The sequence below is a fragment of the Streptomyces sp. V4I8 genome (assembly GCF_041261225.1).
Lineage (GTDB): Bacteria > Actinomycetota > Actinomycetes > Streptomycetales > Streptomycetaceae > Streptomyces.
Genome location: NZ_JBGCCN010000001.1, coordinates 9,962,919 through 9,979,819, shown reverse-complemented (window position 1 = coordinate 9,979,819; position 16,901 = coordinate 9,962,919). Strand labels below are relative to the sequence as shown.

The 16,901-nt window shown below is 66.6% G+C and carries 15 protein-coding genes and 3 pseudogenes; 10 read left to right on the top strand and 8 right to left on the bottom strand.

From position 1 onward, the window contains the following. The first annotated feature begins 17 nt into the window (after nt 1-17). Nucleotides 18-797, top strand: coding sequence for a transposase family protein (locus ABIE67_RS45355; protein WP_370252055.1), 780 nt, complete (start codon nt 18-20; stop codon nt 795-797). On the opposite strand, the gene ABIE67_RS45350 is transcribed toward ABIE67_RS45355, so the two are convergent. After that, nucleotides 772-1,719, bottom strand: a complete 948-nt coding sequence (locus ABIE67_RS45350; RefSeq protein WP_370267813.1) for an IS701 family transposase — start codon at nt 1,717-1,719, stop codon at nt 772-774. The two genes, ABIE67_RS45355 and ABIE67_RS45350, sit on opposite strands and share 26 nt — an antisense overlap. Nucleotides 1,720-1,999: 280 nt before the next feature. Between ABIE67_RS45350 and ABIE67_RS45345 the strand changes: the two genes are divergently transcribed. Genes ABIE67_RS45345 through ABIE67_RS45335 form a run of 3 tightly spaced genes read left to right on the top strand, consistent with a single transcriptional unit; the run spans nt 2,000 to nt 2,968 of the window. After that, nucleotides 2,000-2,167 (top strand): hypothetical protein, encoded by a 168-nt coding sequence (locus tag ABIE67_RS45345; protein ID WP_370269758.1) that lies wholly within the window; start codon nt 2,000-2,002, stop codon nt 2,165-2,167. Nucleotides 2,168-2,169: 2 nt separating this feature from the next. Then, nucleotides 2,170-2,523, top strand: coding sequence for an IS3 family transposase (locus ABIE67_RS45340; RefSeq protein WP_370269597.1), 354 nt, complete (start codon nt 2,170-2,172; stop codon nt 2,521-2,523). A 37-nt stretch (nt 2,524-2,560) separates the two neighbouring features. Continuing rightward, nucleotides 2,561-2,968: a transposase gene (locus ABIE67_RS45335; protein WP_370267811.1), complete on the top strand. Its 408-nt coding sequence runs from the start codon at nt 2,561-2,563 to the stop codon at nt 2,966-2,968. Here the strand turns inward: ABIE67_RS45335 and ltrA are convergent. Then, a complete protein-coding gene (gene ltrA, locus ABIE67_RS45330) occupies nt 2,917-4,194 on the bottom strand; it encodes a group II intron reverse transcriptase/maturase (protein ID WP_370251714.1) in 1,278 nt (425 codons plus the stop codon). The genes ABIE67_RS45335 and ltrA overlap by 52 nt on opposite strands. A 477-nt stretch (nt 4,195-4,671) precedes the next feature. On the opposite strand from ltrA, the gene ABIE67_RS45325 reads away from it, so the two are divergent. The 3 genes from ABIE67_RS45325 (at nt 4,672) to ABIE67_RS45315 (ending at nt 5,889) form a co-directional block, all read left to right on the top strand. After that, nucleotides 4,672-5,007 (top strand): integrase core domain-containing protein, encoded by a 336-nt coding sequence (locus ABIE67_RS45325; RefSeq protein WP_370269594.1) that lies wholly within the window; start codon nt 4,672-4,674, stop codon nt 5,005-5,007. A gap of 292 nt (nt 5,008-5,299) precedes the next feature. Continuing rightward, on the top strand, nt 5,300-5,503 hold the full coding sequence (locus ABIE67_RS45320) for a hypothetical protein (RefSeq protein WP_370267809.1): 204 nt from the start codon (nt 5,300-5,302) through the stop codon (nt 5,501-5,503). Further along, the gene (locus ABIE67_RS45315; RefSeq protein WP_370267807.1) at nt 5,500-5,889 is read left to right on the top strand and encodes a hypothetical protein; all 390 of its coding nucleotides are present in this window, start codon (nt 5,500-5,502) and stop codon (nt 5,887-5,889) included. The genes ABIE67_RS45320 and ABIE67_RS45315 overlap by 4 nt, the downstream gene beginning before the upstream one ends. Before the next feature lie 109 nt (nt 5,890-5,998). Here ABIE67_RS45315 and ABIE67_RS45310 read toward each other — a convergent pair whose 3' ends face one another. The 4 genes and pseudogenes from ABIE67_RS45310 to ABIE67_RS45295 form a co-directional block, all read right to left on the bottom strand. After that, complete coding sequence (locus ABIE67_RS45310; protein ID WP_370269589.1) at nt 5,999-7,276, bottom strand: transposase; 1,278 nt, start codon at nt 7,274-7,276, stop codon at nt 5,999-6,001. An 18-nt stretch (nt 7,277-7,294) separates the two neighbouring features. Next, nucleotides 7,295-7,411: pseudogene (locus ABIE67_RS45305) on the bottom strand (transposase); the annotation flags it as partial. Between the two features lie 135 nt (nt 7,412-7,546). Then, nucleotides 7,547-8,062: pseudogene (locus ABIE67_RS45300) on the bottom strand (transposase); the annotation flags it as partial. Then, a protein-coding gene (locus ABIE67_RS45295; RefSeq protein ID WP_370252264.1) for an IS3 family transposase occupies nt 8,032-9,257 on the bottom strand; the annotation gives its coding sequence in 2 pieces (ribosomal slippage) (nt 8,032-8,945 and nt 8,945-9,257; 1,227 coding nt in all). The pseudogene ABIE67_RS45300 and the gene ABIE67_RS45295, both read right to left, overlap by 31 nt. A 109-nt stretch (nt 9,258-9,366) precedes the next feature. Between ABIE67_RS45295 and ABIE67_RS45290 the strand changes: the two genes are divergently transcribed. Further along, nucleotides 9,367-9,777 carry a hypothetical protein gene (locus tag ABIE67_RS45290; protein WP_370267802.1) on the top strand — a complete coding sequence of 137 codons (411 nt, stop codon included), beginning with the start codon at nt 9,367-9,369 and terminating at the stop codon, nt 9,775-9,777. Nucleotides 9,778-10,299: 522 nt separating this feature from the next. On the opposite strand, the pseudogene ABIE67_RS45285 reads toward ABIE67_RS45290, so the two are convergent. Continuing rightward, nucleotides 10,300-11,129: pseudogene (locus ABIE67_RS45285) on the bottom strand (class I SAM-dependent methyltransferase). Nucleotides 11,130-11,201: 72 nt separating this feature from the next. Between ABIE67_RS45285 and ABIE67_RS45280 the strand changes: the two are divergent. Together ABIE67_RS45280 and ABIE67_RS45275 are read left to right on the top strand one after the other, a co-directional pair. After that, the gene (locus ABIE67_RS45280) at nt 11,202-11,681 is read left to right on the top strand and encodes a TetR/AcrR family transcriptional regulator (RefSeq protein WP_370267798.1); all 480 of its coding nucleotides are present in this window, start codon (nt 11,202-11,204) and stop codon (nt 11,679-11,681) included. 364 nt (nt 11,682-12,045) lie between these two features. Further along, a complete protein-coding gene (locus tag ABIE67_RS45275) occupies nt 12,046-13,281 on the top strand; it encodes an epoxide hydrolase family protein (RefSeq protein ID WP_370267796.1) in 1,236 nt (411 codons plus the stop codon). Between the two features lie 604 nt (nt 13,282-13,885). Here the strand turns inward: ABIE67_RS45275 and ABIE67_RS45270 are convergent. Beyond that, entirely contained in the window at nt 13,886-16,873 is a 2,988-nt protein-coding gene (locus ABIE67_RS45270) for a CHAT domain-containing protein (RefSeq protein ID WP_370267791.1), read from the bottom strand. Nucleotides 16,874-16,901 lie beyond the last annotated feature (28 nt).

Below are 16,901 nucleotides of genomic sequence, written 5' to 3'. Positions count from 1 at the left end.
GAACCGGGGCAGGGCCGTTGAGCTGGAACGTTACGGCAGGGTTAGACAAGGATCAACTGGACGGGCTGGTGGTGCGGGTCCATCAGGCGCTCGTGGAGGACCCGGATCCTGCGGTGTCTCCGGCGCGGATGTGGTCGCTGGGCCTGTACCGGTCGGTGGTCCTGGTGCTGTTCCTCCTGCGGCAGAACCCCGTCCAGGAAGCGGCGGCGGAACTGTTCGGTGTCAGCCAGGCCACTGTTTCCCGGCGGTGGACGGGGCTGCTTCCGGTGGTGGAGAAGGCCCTCGCCGGGCATGTCCCTGATCCTGTGGAAGCCTCAGCCGGCCGGATCGTGCTCATCGACGGCACCCTGGTCACCACGTGGGACTGGGCGAGCGAAGGCACCGCTATGTTCTCCGGCAAGCACCGCGACACCGGCTTCAACCTGCAGATCGCCGCCACGCTGTCCGGAGACCTGCTCGCGGTGTCCGAGCCTGTCCCGGGCTCCCGCCACGACATGTACGCCTGGCGCCAGTCCCACTTCCCGGAGACCTTCGCAGAACGGCAGAGCATGGGCGATCTTGGGTACGTGGGTTCCGGCATGCTCACCGCGAGACGCAAACCACCTGGTCAGCAACGCCCCACTGGCGCCAAGATCTACAACCGGAGCATCAGCAGCCTCCGCGCCGCCATTGAGCGAGCGATCGCACACCTGAAGGACTGGAAGATCCTCGCGACCCGCTACCGCGGCCCCCTGGCCAAGTTCCCCCTCGTCGCCAAAACCGTCACCGCCCTCACCTTCTACAAAAAGGGCTGGTGAAACCCCGTGAATAGGCCTCCAGCAATACGGACGTCCCCGTGTCAGGGTCGTGTCCGTCGGGGGTGTCGTCGGCGGTGACCTCGATCATCGCCCAGTCGTCGTCGCGGACGCCCTTTTGCCCCGTGCCGGTTCGCATCCGCTCCCAGGCCCGCTTGGGCAGCCGGGCGGCGGCCCTGGCCGCGGTCAGCTTCGCGGCCGGGGTGGTGACTTGGTGGTTGGAGCGCACGGCCACGACGTAGCCCAGGCCCAGCTCGCGGCAAGTGGTACGTAACTCCCGCCCTCCGTAAACCTCATCGCCCAGGAAGAACGAGGCGGATATGCCCTGCAGGCCGGCCGCACGGAGCATGTGGGCCGCGAGCTGCGGCTTGGTGGTGAAGCACAGCTCGTCGGGGACGCCAGTCAGTTCACGGCGTTCCTCGTCGCCGGCCCACTCCCTGGTGAAGTACAGGCGCCGGTCGATCAGGCAGTGCCCGGTGGCCGTGGCGAAGGTGAGGTGCACGGCGACCTGGCACAGATCCACGCCGCCGACCGATCCAGAGTACTGGCGGGCCGCGGCCACCGCGTCCCTCGAGGACTTGGCATCCCCCGTCTCGTCCGCGATCAGGACCCCGTCGCCGTCATCCAGCAGGTTCACCGCCCACAGAGCCGTCCGCTCCAGCACCGCTTGTTCGTCCCACACCGCACGGGACAGCAGATGGTGCAGGCGGTGCGGGCCCCGCTCACCGATCGCTTCGGCCAGGCTCCAGCAGTTGACGTCCTCGAGCTCCATCAGCATGCCCCGGGTCATCCGCGCGAACGTCTCCCGGGTTTCGGAGCGGGCGAAGCAGGTGGAGAACGAGGCCAGCAAGGCCCCGAACGCGGCCTCGTGACCCTCGTGGTCTACCGTGGCCGAAGCGGCCGTCTCGTTTTGATCTTGGCTCACACCACGTCATGATCGGGACGGCCGTACGCATGCCCACACCCACCCCCATCACACCGCTGACCAGCCTCGACGAACACCGTGACCTTCCCCTCGTACCGTGGAGTCGTGACCATAGGGGTAGTTGAGGGTCATGGCGGAGAAGCGACGGAAGTACGATGCCGAGTTCCGTGAGGGTGCGGTGCGGATCGTGCTGGAGACCGGAAGCCGTCTGCGCAGGTGGCGCGGGATCTGGGGGTGCATGAGGGCACGTTGCAGACGTGGGTTCACCGGGCGAGGGCCCGTGTGGACGCGGAGGCCCGCGGGCGGGCTGGACGAGTCCGAGCGCGGGGAACTGCAGCGGCTGCGGGAGGAGAATGCCCGGCAGCGCAAGGAGATCGCTGAGCTCGGGATGGAGCGCGATGTCCTCAAGCGATCGGTGGTCCTCTGGGTGAAGGAGGCGACGAAGTGACGATGGCGGGCTTCATCGCCGACCAGCAAACCAGGCCCAAGGTCCCGCACACTCTGGCCTGCCGGGCATGGGGCGTGTCCAAGTCCTGGTTCTACAAATGGCGCCGGCGCCCCGGACAGCCGACGAAGTCCGAGGTCAGACGGGCTGCGCTGGCCGAGCGGATCGTTTACTTCTTCCGCAGGTCGGGCAACACCTACGGCTCGCCCAGGATCACGCTGGACCTGTGGTCCGAGGGCTGGAAGGTCTCGCAGAATACCGTCGCCCGGCTCATGGCCGAGCTCGGCCTGCAGGGCCGCAAGCCCCCCGTGCCGGCGAAGGAACCTGACCCGGCAGGGCAAGCGCAAGGCCGCCCGTGACCTGGTACTTCGTCGCTTCGATGCGGTCGCACCGGACGTGTTGTGGTGGGGCGATATGACCGAGATCGAAACCGGCGAGGGCAAGCTCTGCCTCGCGAGCGTCCACGACGCATTCTCCCGACGCGTTCTCGGCTATGCGAGGGGTCCTCGGCACGAAGCGCCCCTGGTCAGCGCGTCGCTCCAGATAGCCGCCGCGACACGCGGCGGCACCGTGGACGGAGTGATCCTTCATTCGGACCGCGGGTCGGAATATACGAGTGAGGCGTACAACGCGCTGTGTGACCGTCTTGGAGTGGTGCAGTCCATGGGGCGTGTGGGGTCGGCCCTGGAGGTGAGTCGGCGGCGGGAATCTCACCCACCGCCGCTCTCAGAACCGTGCGTGAACCTCGCGACTCACACGGCTCCCATTGTTGAACCAGTAGGCAACGCGCCATGCTTCCAATGAGCGAACATGCCCGGGAACGCTGAGGCGATCTCAGCCAGCCTTCTCCGGGCCTTCCTTGAGGCACGACGATACCGTTTGTACTTCCTCCGGGCCCATTTCACCAGGAACGGATTGATCTGCTGCTCCAGGAACCTGATCAATCTGGACTTGTAGAAGCGCCCATAGTAATTGATCCATCCCGCCACGACGGGGTTGATCATCGCGGCGATCTCCCGAAAGCTCAGCTCGGTACAGCGCCCCAGTCGCCAACTCCGGACAGTCCTCGCCATGGACTTCATGGCTGTTTTGCTCACTGCGGGAAGGAAGCCGGTCTTCAGCCTCCCATCCCGCAAGCGAGCTGCCCGAGGACGGAAGGTGTACCCCAGAAACGTGAACTCTGTGACCGGGAACTCCCGTTCACGACCTTCCTGTTTGCAGTACACCACCTTGGTTTTCTCCGGATGGAGATGTAATCCGAACTGCAGCAACCTGCGCTCGATGATGTTGCGGACGAAGTTCGCCTGCTTCTCACTGGCACAGTGCACTACAGCATCGTCGCCGTACCGCTCGAACCTGATCGCCGGATACTCCCGAGCCAACCACGCGTCAAACGCGTAGTGCATGAACAGATTCGACAACAACGGTGAAATAGAAGACCCTTGAGGAGTCCCCTTTTCCCGAATGGCGAGCGTTCCGTCGGGCTGTTGCACGGGGGCGACAAGCCATCGCTTCACATACAACAGAACCCACGAGAGCTTGGTATGCCTTTCCACTGCCGCGATGATGGGGGCGTGCGGCACGTTGTCGAAGAACCCCTGGATGTCGAGATCGATCACCCAAGGATGCCTCCAGCACCGCTGCTTGCACGTCTCCACCGCCTCCAGCGCGGACCTCCCCGGGCGATAGCCATACGAGTCCTGATGGAAGACCAGCTCCGCGTCAGGCTCCAATGTCATGGCCACTACCGTCTGAGCGATCCTGTCGGCCACGGTCGGAACCCCAAGGATCCGAGTCCCAGCGCCGGCTTTGGGAATATCAACCGCTCTCACGGGTGGGGGGAAATAGCTTCCCGAGGACAGCCGATTCCACAGCTTGTACAGGTTGTTCTTCTCATCCTGCTCAAACTCCGCTAACGACTGCCCATCCACCCCAGCCGCTCCCCTGTTGGCCTTGACCTTCAGGTAAGCGTTCCAGACTAGCCGCTTCGGAATATCAAACGGCTTGCCAGCTGGTCTCGTCTCGACCATCCGATTCCTCCCATCACTGGTTGATCGCCGATCGACACCCAACAACACGCCCCCTTCGCTCCGCCTCTATTACGGAGGTTTCATCACTACTACGGGACGTTCCGCCCTCCCGACGCGCGACCGGTACTCCGGCCCTCATGGCTCTTTACCACTTGCGCCTCTCCCTCTCGCGAGCCACGTCAACCCGTGGATCGCAGTTTCGCGTCAAGGAGTTCTCCAGTTCCGTTGTGAAGCCCCGGACTGAGCTCGCGCCACCTTCATGCCGGACACCGCCAGACCAGTAGACAGGTTCCCGTCTGACTTATCCCAGGACAGCATTGAGGCCCTGGTTTTGATGTCGTCCACGCTTTACGACACGTCATCAGTGGTTCACTTGCGTTCGCCTTCTCAGCCCCCACCTGCCGCATTCAGTACGGCTTTTCCATGACGCTCACCACCACGGCTCATTCACCGCAGCAGCTCATGGTGGTTTGACACCTGCACCTGCATGCCGATGCCGAAGGACCTACCTTCATCTCCACAACAGCATGGCGACCGTTCGTTTCCGTCTTCTACATCAGAAGCTCACAATCACCTTCTGGACACACCAACGCGGCCGCGGAGTCGTTCCACTCGTCGATCAAGGTCGAGTACATCCACCGGCACCGCTTCGCCACTCACACCGAGGCCAGGCTGAAGATCGCCACGTGGATCACGGACTTCTTCAACACGCGCCGCAGGCACAGCGCCGCCGGCGGGCTGCCACCAACCGAGTTCGAACAGATCATCAATCAGAAGCGCGCTGAGGCCCATTCACGGACTCAAGCCGCATAGACAAAGACTCCACGATCGCAGGGGATTGCCACTTCCGTGTGGCGCCACTGGGGTGGGGAGACGACATCTCCTTGATCTGTCGTCTCGCAGGCCGGGTACGGGCCCGACAGGTCACCCACATCTCGTCTCGACCAACCAGCAACGCCCAAACCAGAACCCAACCCGTGCCTAACGACCCCAACCCAAAAAGCGACAGCAGGGTTGACCTGCAATCCTCCACAAAAGTAGAGTGTCGGGTATGGAAGATAAAAGCCTTCGGGTCGATCCGGACACTCATGCTCGCATTGCCACCATGGCCCGCGAGCGGGGCATGTCGGCGAAGGAACTCGTTCGCGCCTACGCACTATCCGACCGCACCGCGGCCGAGCGTGAAGCCGACGCCGAGGCGGCCCGGCAGCGCATCAAGGCCCGCTGCGGCCTGACCGTCACTCCGGATATGGAGCAAGCAGCGCGCGCCATGGTCACCGCGATGAGGAACGAGGCCACCGCCGCGTGATCTATCACGTCATCCTCGACGACACCACGCTGACCGCCCTCCACCAGGCCCACCCCTTCCTCAACGGTCTGCTGGTCGAAGCCTCGCGCAGCGACGACATCGAACTGCACGTTCCCGCAGGATGTCTGGCAGAAGCCGAGAAGACCCGTCCGGGGATCACCGCTTTCGCCGTCGAAGAACCCTGGCTGACGATCGACCCGCTCGACGCCGAGGCTTCAGCGACCGTCGCGCCACTCATGGCCAAAGGCTTCTCTCTCGCAGTCGCGCACGCCGTACACGCTGCCACCCCCGACATGCACGGCCTGATCACCATGACGCCAGAACGATACGAGGCATGGCCCGCCGTGCAAGCACGCCATCCCGACAGACCACATCCCGGGACCTGAACATGAAGCACTACCACCGCACCAAGCAATCCGACACTCACAAATGACATCTTTGATCACGCAGGGATGGGCAGAGCAACACTGCGACTCTGTTGGTGATCTTCAGGAGTCATCCGGCGGCTGCGGTGCAGAGGGTGTGGAATCGGCTTGATCGTGTGCGTCCACGGGGTGTTTCGGCGATCCAGTCGGCGGTGCGGGTGAGGTTGCAGGCTATGGCGGTAAGTACGTGCTGGACGTGCGTCTTGGCGAGCCCGCGGTAGCGCGTACGCCGTAGGCCGTTGCTCCGGACGGTCTGGGAGAGCGTCGCCTCGATGCCGGCGCGGACGGCATAGCGTCGTTGCCATTGCTCGGTCTCCTGGTCGAGGCGGTTTTGGACCTGAATCTCGTGCAGCGGCCGTGGGAGCAGGGCGATCGAGCGGGGCCTGGTGGCCGAGGTGGTGCACGGGTGGCGGTCCGGGCAGGCCAGGCAGTCGGCCTTCGCGAAGCGGAACTGGAGGTATTCGTGGCCCTTGATGCGGAGCGTCCTCGCCGGGGTGCTGGTCTTTCCGCGGGGGCACGTTGCCTGCCGTAGATCCCAGTCGATCGTGAAGGCGGACTTTCCGAAGCCCTCGCCGCTCTTGGCCTGCTGGCTGTGGTCGGCGACGATCGGGCCGAGCAGCGTGATCCCGTGGGCCTGCTGGGCGCGTTGGACGCGGGCCGGGGTGATGTAGGCGGCATCGACCACGTGCTCGGCCGGGACCAGGGCGGCCTGCGCCAGGTCGTCGTGAATCTGCTCGGTGAGCTGCCCGTCCTGGACCGGGGCGATCGTGGTGGCGACGTGCACCACGATCTCGGGCCGCTGTTCCTCGCAGGTCTCGGTGTAGTGCACGCGGTAGCCGCTCCACTCGGTGCCGTTCTTGGTGCAGTAGTGCGCGTCGGTGTCGTAGGGAGAATCGAAGCGCAAACTCGCCGGTGGCAGCGCGTGCCCGTCACGCCAGCGGAGCTGTCCTTGTTCGTCCCAATAGTAGTGGTGAACCCACACCTGTCGCAGGATTTCCACCTGGGGAAGTGTCCGCAGCCGGCCCGGGGCATCGGGGGACCACAGGGCGGCCAGCACCTTCTGCCCATCCCGTCCGAAAGTCTCCGCCCGCTCGGTCACGGCCTCCGGTCCACCAGGCACCTTCCTGATCTCGATCTTCCGCCCGTACCGCTTGTCCCACTCGGGTTCGATCAGCGGCTGCAGCCACTCCGGCGCGATCTCGGCCAGTTCCTCCAGGGCGGCCCGCAGACTCTCCCCGGCCAGCTCCAGACGGCTGAGCCGACGCACCGCGGCCAGCACATACGTCACGCCGGTACGCTGCCGCCCGCCGGCCTTCAGCAATCCCGCCTCGGTCAGCCGCGTGAGCATCACACGCAACATCCGGTCCGCCGCGTCGCCTTGCACCAGGCGGGCGCGGAAATCGCTCAGCAGCGAGTAGTCGAACCCGGTGGCCTCCAACTCCAGCCCCAGGGCGTACTTCCAGTCGATCCGAGTGCGCACCGCCTGAGCAGCCGCCGGTCCGACAGGTCCTCGGCGAACTGCAGCACCGAGACCAGCGCGAGCTGCCCCGGCGAGAACCCGGCGCGGTGGTCGGCTTCTCCAAGGTCCTTCGAGTCGTGGTGGGTCAGGGTTCGCTGGTCAGCTGCCGGGACGGGGCAGTGCGGCGAGGCGATGGAAGGCCGTGGTCAGTTCGTGTCTCCAGGGCCAGGTCGCCGATATTCGCAAGCGCAGGCGGCGGCCGCCGCGGGTGAGGCGTGCGGCGACATGCAGCAACCGGTAGCGGAGCTTCTTCGGCTCGGCGGCGGCCAGTTCACCGTCCAGCAGCAGGACGCGGGCCCAGGCCAGCAGGTCGATCGCCGTGAGGCTGAGTTCGAGCCAGACGGTGTTGACGTCGAAGTGGGGGGAGGGGAAGCGGCCGAAGCCGGTGGTCTTGCCGCACCGGATGTGGTCCTCGACGGTGGCATGCCCGCGGTGGCGGACCTCCAGGAACTGGGCGGAGCCACCACTGGAGTAAGGGGTGTCGGTGAGGAATACCTGGTGACGCAGGCCCTCGTCCTGGTCGAACAGGGACAGTTGGGCTCCGGGGGGCCTTCCCCCCGAGGGGTGGACACCTGTTCGTTTCGTTATGCGGCGAGTGTCAGGGTAGCTGACAGCTGTTCGTAGGCGACGGGGCTGAGCTGTCCGTTCGCCGAGTGGCGGCGCCAGGTGTTGTACCGCGTCAGCCAGCGGAACACGGTGCGCCGGCAGGCCTCGGCCCCGTGGAAGCGCCGGGCGCCCTGGAGGATCTCCCGTTTGAGGGACGCGTGGAAGGACTCGCAGGCGGCGTTGTCCGCGCTCGTTCCGACCGCGCCCATGGACTGGGTCACGCCCAGCTCAGCGCAGAGATCAGCGAATTGGCGCGACCCGTATTGCGCCCCGTGATCGCTGTGGAAGACCGCGCCTTCGAGGCTGCCGCGGGTGGCGGCGGCCATCCTGAGTGCGTCGGCGACGAGCTCGGTGCGCATGTGGTCGGCGATCGACCAGCCCGCCACGCGGCGGGAGAAACAGTCGATGACGGTCGCCAGATACAGATGCTCGCCATCGCCGACAGGCAGATACGTGATGTCGCCCATGTACTTCTGGTTTGGCGCGGGCGCCGAGAAGTTGCGTCGGAACAGGTCCGCAACGGGCGTGGCCGACGGCTCGGGGACAGTCGTACGTACCTTCTTGCGCAGGCGGAAGCCGGCGATACGGAACTTGCGCATCACGCGGGCGACCCTCTTCTCATTGATCTCCATGCCGTGTGTATCCCGCAGCTCGGCGGTGATGCGCGGGGCGCCGTAAGTGCCGCCGGAGTCGGTGTGGATGGTGCGGATCTTGCCGGCCAGCACCTCATCGGCCTGCTCGCGCTCGGCCCGGGCAGCGCGGGCCTCGCGCCACTTGTAGTAGGTGGAGCGGGCCACTTCGAGCACCTGGCACAGTCGCGTGACCTTGAAGGTCTTGCGGTGGTCCTCGATGAACTGGCAGCGACTCACCAGCTCATCTCCGCGGCGAAAAACTTCGTCGCCTTACGCAAGATGTCCCGCTCCGTGGCCAGGGTCGCGTTGTCCTTCCGCAAGGCGGCGTTCTCCTTGCGCAGGGCCGCTAACTCGGCCTCCAGTTCTTCCTTCGTGGCCTTGCTCACCGGTGTGTCCTTCGTGTTCTTCGTGGGGCTGTCGGCGCGGGCGCGGTCGGCGCGGATCCAGTTCCGCAGCGTCTCCGGGTTGATCCCCAGATCGCGGGCGGCCTGCACGATCGTAAGGTCGGGGTCCGAGTGGTACAGCGCGACCGCGTCGGCCTTGAACTCGGGCGAATAGACCTTCATCACCATAAGTGATCCTCCTGCCAGCCCCTCACCGGGGCTGATCGAAGGTGTCCACCACTCAGGGGGAGGGTCCGCCACCTGTGCCGCCACGGTGGGGGCCCTGCGGGTCCTGGGCGTGCGCCGCATCGCTCTGATCGATCCGCCCTGGTTCGATGACGAACTGAATCGTCTCGGTCGGGGCTACTACGAGGACGCGGGCTTCGCTGTGGTGTTCAGTGCGCCGTGTGCGCTGCTCAGCGGACAGCACCTGATCCGTCCCGGGGACCTGCACGACTGGGTGAGCGGCCATACGCCCCACGACGCCGAAGCCGTGGTGGTGGGCGGTAACGGTTTCCGCGTCGTGGGGACAGTGGAACGTCTCGAACAGACCTTGCGACGCCCGGTTCTCACCGCGAACCAAACCCTTCTGTGGGCTGCCCTGCGTGCCACGGGACTGCTACCACGGACATCGAAGGATTCGGCCAGCTGTTCAGTGCGGCCGCCATTGAACCAGCATCGCATTTCAAGAAAGCGGACTGACACGTGAGCTCGCCGGAGTTCGAACGCCGGTCGGATCCGTCCCGACCGTCCTGTTCATTGTTTTTCGCTCCCTGACTGACATCAGAGGTCGCCGAAACCACCGAAGCTCCGGTGAGATGCCACTGCCCGTTGCACTTCGTGCGCTGGGCGGGCAGGCCATCGCCTGCCCCGTGAGGCGGCGTGCCCCGTGCTGCAGAAGCACCCGGGGCTTGAGTGTTTCGCGCCGCAGTTGTTGCCCTGGTCGGACTTGGGTTGGGACGCTCTTTGAAAGCGGTTCAGGCAAGATTTCGTGACGAGTGACACTAATCCGGATCACACAACGGGATGACTCCTGCCCTGAGTCTCCTGCCTACGCGCACCGCGCTGATGAAGCACCCAGCCCCGTCTGCATCGTCACCGGCGCCGGCACCGGCCCAGCAACTCCCGGCCGAGATGGTCGCCCACGCGTCGGCCGCGCTCCGCCGACGCCCGGCAGAGCGTTGATACGGCCGAACGGATTCGCGGGTCGGCGGCGGCGTTGCCGATGGACTCAGGAGGTGCCGACGCGTACGGCGGTCGCTGCCAGGGTGCTGTAGTTCATTGTGAAGCGTCCGCCCAGGGAGTCGATGGCGCTCCCGACCGCGTCCAGTATCCGGTCCAGCTGATCGGGACGGAGTTGGGTGAGGCCGCCGGTGGTGGGTAGCAGGTCCAGCCACTGGTCGCGCGTGTAGGACTGCTCCCAGTCGAATCGCCACTGTTCGGGAGCGTTGAACTGTTCGGTCTCGCGGATCTTGTCGGCGAACTTCGCGTATGCCGCCTGGTAGAGGCCGAGCGGACGTCGGGCCGGTTGGCCGTTGAACGGGGAGTATCGGGTGCAGCCCGCCGGTAGGCAGCGGCGAACGGTTCGGCCACCTCGGTCGGCGGCTCGTACGCGTGTCCGAAGATCGCCAGCCGTCCCCCTGGACGCAGCACACGTGCCGCCTTCACGACGCCGGCGACCGGTTCCACCCAGTGCCACGACTGGGCGGCGATGACCGCGTCGAATGTCCGGCCGACCGGCTCCCAGGCTTCGAAGGTCGCCACCTCGACCTGCAGGCCACGGGCTCGCGCGAAGTCGGCCATCCGCGCATCGGCCTCGATGCCGAGCACGGTGCAGCCGACGGCCTGGAACTGGCGGGCTGCGATGCCGGTGCCGCAGCCGACGTCGAGCACGTCGGAGCCGGGGCTTCCGGTGACGATCCGTGTCACCAACGTATCGGGGTAGCCGGGCCGGGCCTGGTCGTAGCGTTGCGCGTCCACGCCGAACGACTCGGCCATCCGTCGGGCCTCATGCGGCTCCGCCGGGGATGGTTCTGGTTCCTCGCGCCCTAAAGTGGGCATGCGCCCACTTCAGTGGGCGCATGCCCACTGGGCAACGGTTGCCGGCGGGATGAAGTACGAGAGGATCTGTGAATGCCGACTGGGGTGCATCTTCGCGACGCGCGGCAGCAGCTGTTCGACGCTGCGGAACGCGTGCTTCTGCGGGACGGGCCGAACGGGTTGACCAGCCGGGCCGTCACCGACGAGGCGGGCTGCGCCAAAGGCGTCCTGCTCACCAGCGCACTGGCCACCCTGTTCGGACCGATTCCGGTGGCAATCATCCCGCTCATCACCTTCCGGGATGAGCTGCGCGCACGGCTGCGGCAGGCCAGGTCCGGAGGCGGCATCGCGATCCTCGCCGAGGCCGCGACCGCGGTCTCCGCTTATCTGGCCGCCGAGCGTGAACTGGGCCGCATCGCGGTCGACGCCGACATCGACTCACTCACCCTCTCTCTGGTCGGTGGCGGGCATCTCCTGTTCGCGGACCGCGACCCCGGCCCACCGGACTTGGCAGCCGTCAACAAGCTCGTGACAGCGGTTATCGCCGATGCCGTGCAACGACGACCGTCCTAGAGCCCCCTGGGCGTCGGCAAACGCACTTACACCGACCGCGATCGCTTCAGCCTCCCGCCATCATGGTCAGACCGTCGACCTGTTCAACGAACGTGCGGCGCGAGCAGGCGCGTTGGTCGCAGAACAGGCGGCGTACAGCGTTCTATCGTCAGAGCCGTTGAGTGTCCGAGCTGGTGTCAAGTTGGTCGAAGTCGCGGCGAAGGGAGCGCATCGGTCGCCTGGCCGCTCTGGCCGACCAGCTCGACCGCACCACCGGCAGGCACTCGCCGCACCGCTGCCCGCCCTCCTTGCCGTGGCCCGGTTCGCCGCCCAACCACCCAACAGGCCGACGACACCGCTTCCCCTAGCCAGAAGGAACCACGCCTTGATCACCCCGCACGCCTTCCCCCTGGAGCCCACCCCGATCCATGTGTCCGACAAGGTCCTCGACGACCTGCGCGCCCGTCTTACCCTGACCCGTCCGCCGCTGGACGAGGGGAATGGAGACTGGTCGTACGGCGTCCCGGAGAGCTATCTCCGGGAGCTGGTCGCCTACTGGCGGGACGGGTACGACTGGCGCGAGGCCGAGGCCGCCATCAACGTCTACGAGCACTACCAGGTGAGCGTGACCGGTGTCCCGGTGCACTTCATGCGCAAGCCCGGCCGCGGCCCCCGGCCGATCCCGTTGATCCTCACCCACGGCTGGCCGTGGACGTTCTGGCACTGGTCGAAGGTGATCGACCCGCTCGCCGACCCGGCCGCGTTCGGTGGTGACCCCGCCGACGCGTTCGATGTCATCGTGCCGTCACTGCCCGGCTTCGGTTTCCCCGGCCCGCTCACCGGCTTTCCGGACGTCAACTTCTGGAAAGTCTCCGACCTCTGGCACACGCTGATGACCGAGACTTTGGGATACGACAAGTACGCCGCCGGGGGCTGCGACATCGGCGGAATCGTCTCCAGCCAGCTCGGCCACAAGTACGCCGACGAGCTGTACGGCATCCACATCGGCTCCGGGCTGCCGCTCGACTTCTTCACCGGCCCCCGCGCCTGGGACTTCGCCCGGAACCGGCCCCTCACCGACGACCAGCCCGCCGACGTCCGCGCCCGCATCAACGAGCTGGACCACCGCTGGGCGTCCCACCTCGCCGTGCACATGCTCGACGGCGCCACCCTGGCCCACGGGCTGAGCGACTCACCCGCCGGGTTGCTCGCGTGGCTGCTGGAACGCTGGAACGCCTGGAGCGACAACGGAGGCGACCTCGAATCCGTCTTCACCAAGGACGACCTGCTCACCCACGCCACGATCTACTGGGTGAACAACTCCATTGCCACGTCGATGCGTTACTACGCCAACGCCAACCGCTACCCCTGGGCCCCCGCCCACGACCGCACCCCGGTCGTGCAGGCCCCGGTCGGCCTCACCTTCGTCACGTACGAGAACCCGCCCGGCATCCACACCGCCCGCGAGCGCGTCCAGGCATTCAAGAGCGGCCCGCAGGCCGCTTGGTTCAACCACGTCAACGTCAACGCCCACGGCCACGGCGGCCACTTCATCCCCTGGGAGAACCCGGACGCCTGGGTGAGCGACCTGCGCCGCACCTTCCACGGCCGCAGGCCCTGAACGACCCTGCGGGCTCGTCCGGCAGCGGGCCAGGCGATGGTTGCCTGGCGGGAGCGTGCGCGTCGGCCGACCGGCCCGCACCGCCGGCCGCCACGCCGTCTGCCTGAGCCGGCCTCCCTACGGGACTCCGCTCGCCGCCACATCCCAGGAGCCCTGCCCGCCGGGAGAGCACTGCGTATCAGCCTCACCATCAGCGCCGTACTGCTCCTGCTCACTGCTCTGGCGGCACGGTGACCCACGGCTGGCTGCCCGTCCAGGCCTGTGGTCATGCGCTTCCTCAGATACCCGATGAACACCTCGGACCCAGCGGCTGCCGCATCGCGGCGTAGTGCACGGTGCGGGCGGCCGCCTCGAATCGCCGGCTGGGCCGATGCCCTCGGCGACGCCACAGTCGCGAGTGGTCGGCATCGACGAATCCTCCTACCGGCTCCGCAACCACGGCCCATGCCCCGTCTCCCGGGACACCTCCACCGTCAACCCCCGCCTCCGGCAGGCCTATTGCTCGCCTGCGATCCGCAACGGCCCTCCCTGCGAGCAGCCGAGGGCGTGACCGGGGTTGTTCTGCCGCTGCTTGAGGGCGGGGACGACGAAGGCGTTCGCCGCTCTACGGGCCGCTGTGGACGAGCGCCGCCCAGAGGTCTGGTCTGTCGGGATGGTTCCTGCGTAATTCCCACGCAACGCGATGCAGTGCGTAGGCGGCTCTGTCCGCTGCGGGCTGGTCGGACAGGTGATCGTCGTCGGACAGGTGATCGTAGAAGATGCGTGCGGTCATCGCGGCCACGGCGTCGTCCAGCGGCCACAGGCTGGCGATCACGTGGCGGAACCCGGCGAGTTGGAACGCGGAGGCCAGGTGGATGGACTCGTCCGCGTGTTCGATGTTGCGTCGGGCGGTCGAGCAGGCGGACAGGTAGGCCAGCTCGGCCTGTTCCAGCTGCAGACGACTGACGGTGGCGATCGGCAGAACACCGTCCCGCAGGACCAGGCCTCCCCGGGATGGCTCGGTCAGGTGGGCGGTGGCGTGGCAGGCGAAGTGGGCCCAGGTGGCCGTGGTGAGTTCGGCGAGCACTCGTTCGCTCGTCGCGGTGTCATCGACCAGCAGAGTTCCGCGATGGTGTGCGTGCAGTGTTGCCGCCTCCGCGGCTGTTCCCGGGAGATCCGGGAGGCCGGGGAGGTGGGCGAGGGCGACGGTCAGGTGACGTCGGTCGACCACCGGGCGTCGTGTGCGCGCATGGTTGAGCGCGCGCAGCGTCGGTGTGTAGGACGAGACGACGTCGTCCCGTGTGATGGCAGCGTGCAGAGGGAAGAGTCCGAGGATGCCGGTGGGCAGCCACCAGATCCGTTCCGTGGGCGGTAGGGCGTCGAGGACGGGTTCGACGATCGCGGCCCTCATCCAGGCGAGCGTGTCCGTGAGGAGACGTCGGCCGCGGAGTCTGCCGGTCAGGGTGTTATCATGGGTCGCCCACACCAGTTGCGTGGCGTTCGCTGTGGCTGCCTCCCAGGACAGGTCGGGCAGCGGGACGGGGGTTGGCTCGCCGTCAGAAGTGATGATGACGGCGTCCCCTCGGCGGACCCCGAGGTTGACCAGTACGACGACACCACCAGTCGCGGCCGTCCGCGACTCTGTCAGTTCGGGCGGCAGGAGGAAGCGAGTGAAGTCGGGGATCTTGCGAATGTCGCCGAGGAGTTCGTTGTACTCGTCCCACAGTCGTCGGCGGTGGTCGACAAGGCCGACCCCGACGGGGGCCCCGAGCGGGGGGAGTTGCGCTTGAGCGAGTCGGTCACGTGCGCTCCGGAACCGGATGGCCAGGTCTGGCTCTGTCTCCTCGAGGCCGGTGAGGTCGGTTCGGGAGTCGAGCTCCGCCGCCAGCAGGATGCCCCTGGCCAGCTCACCGATCTCCACTGCGCCGGTGGCATCATCGATCGCGAGGTGAGCGGCCACGGTTTCACCGACCAGGCCGTAGAACTGCCCGATACGGTGTTCCTGGTCCTCCCGGCCGATCTCTCCCGGCGCCACCGACGGCAGCAGTGCCACCGCGGCGTCGAACAGCTCGACGGCGAGCCGCATCTCGCGTAGGTCACGTGCCAGCTGGCCCAACTTCGCGTACGCCAGTACCCGGTGCTCCGCTGATGCGGTCGTGGCGTTCACGGCCAGTGATGCCAGTCCGTGCAGCACTTCGCGGTCGAGGTGGTCACCGTCTGCGAGGACCTGGAGGCGATAGGCGTGCGCGAGGTTCGCCAGCGCGACCATGACTACGGGGTGGTCGTCGGAGGTGATGGACAGTGCCTGTTCGGCATGGTCCACCGCGTGGCGGAGGTCTTCGGGCGTGCCGCGTTGTTCGTATCGCAGCCGGTAGTTCTTGGCGAGGTTCGACATGTGTCCGACCCGGTCCGGGTGTACGTGGGTGATGAGCGCCAGCGCCTGTTCCCCCACGTCGATCGCACGGTCAAGGGCTGCCGAATCCTCGTTTTCCCTGTAGCTGTACGACAGGGCGGACGCGAGGTGGGACAGATGGAGGCCCCGCTCCGGGTGGTCAACAGGCGTCGTGGCAACGCACTGCTCGCTGATGTCGATGGCGCGCGCCAGGTCGGCGGGGACGTTGCTCCGCAGGTACCTCTGTTGCAGGCCGACGGCAAGGTTCGCGAGTCGCCCAGCGCGTTCCGGATGATCCGCCGGCGTCAAGGAGACAGCCTCCTCCGCCACCTCGATGGCCCACTGCAGGTCGGCCGTCGCCCCGTTCCTCATATAGCGCAGCTGGTGGGCGATGCCGAGGTGGGACAGCGCCAGCGCCCGGTGAGAGGGGTCTACCGCAACGTCCGTCGCGCTGCTGCCGAGTTCGACCGCCTTGTCGAGATCGGCCAATGCACCGGTGCGTAGGTGACGCTGCTGGTAGCAGGCGGTGAGATTCGACAGTACGTCAGCACGTTCGTCACCTGCGGCGGGCATCAGCTCGAGTGCCTGCTCGGTGAGCAGGATCGCGCGTTCCAGGTGCTCCTCAGCGCCGTACCACTGGTGGTCGTATCGGTAGGCGATACCGAGATTGTTGGCGTGGGCGGCGAACAGCGGGTCGTCGGGAGGCGTAGCCAGCAGCGCTTGCCTGAACAATTCGATGACGGCCGTCAGGTACGACCGCTCGGTGGTCGAGGAGGCCTCGGTGAGCATGCTCGTCGCGACCGCAGCCTGCACCTCGGGCTCGGCCGCCGCACCGAGTACCGAGACCAGCGCTTCCGGGATCACGCCAGGATGGTGCGCGATGGGAGCGAGGTGGTAGATCGCCTGTGACAGCTCGAAGTTGGTGGGCCGTGCGGCCCAGCGCGCATGGAAGAACCAGCCGATGGCGAGATGCGCTGCGGCGATCCACTCACGATCCCTTCTGGTGAAGTGGCGCGGATCGGCCGGGCGTATGACGTTCCACAGCTCAAGGGCGTCGGCCAGTGCCTCGTCATCGAGCACAAAATGATCGACGCGGGTGCGTTCGTACGCGTCAAGGCCTCGGCGGAGTCGCTTCTGCGCCCGGTTGAACCGCCGGGCCTTGCGTAGGTCGGTCAGATGCCGGTAGCGATACAGCCGTGCCAACGTCTCACTGAGCGGCATGGAATCTCTCTCCTCGCCGGCGATGGGG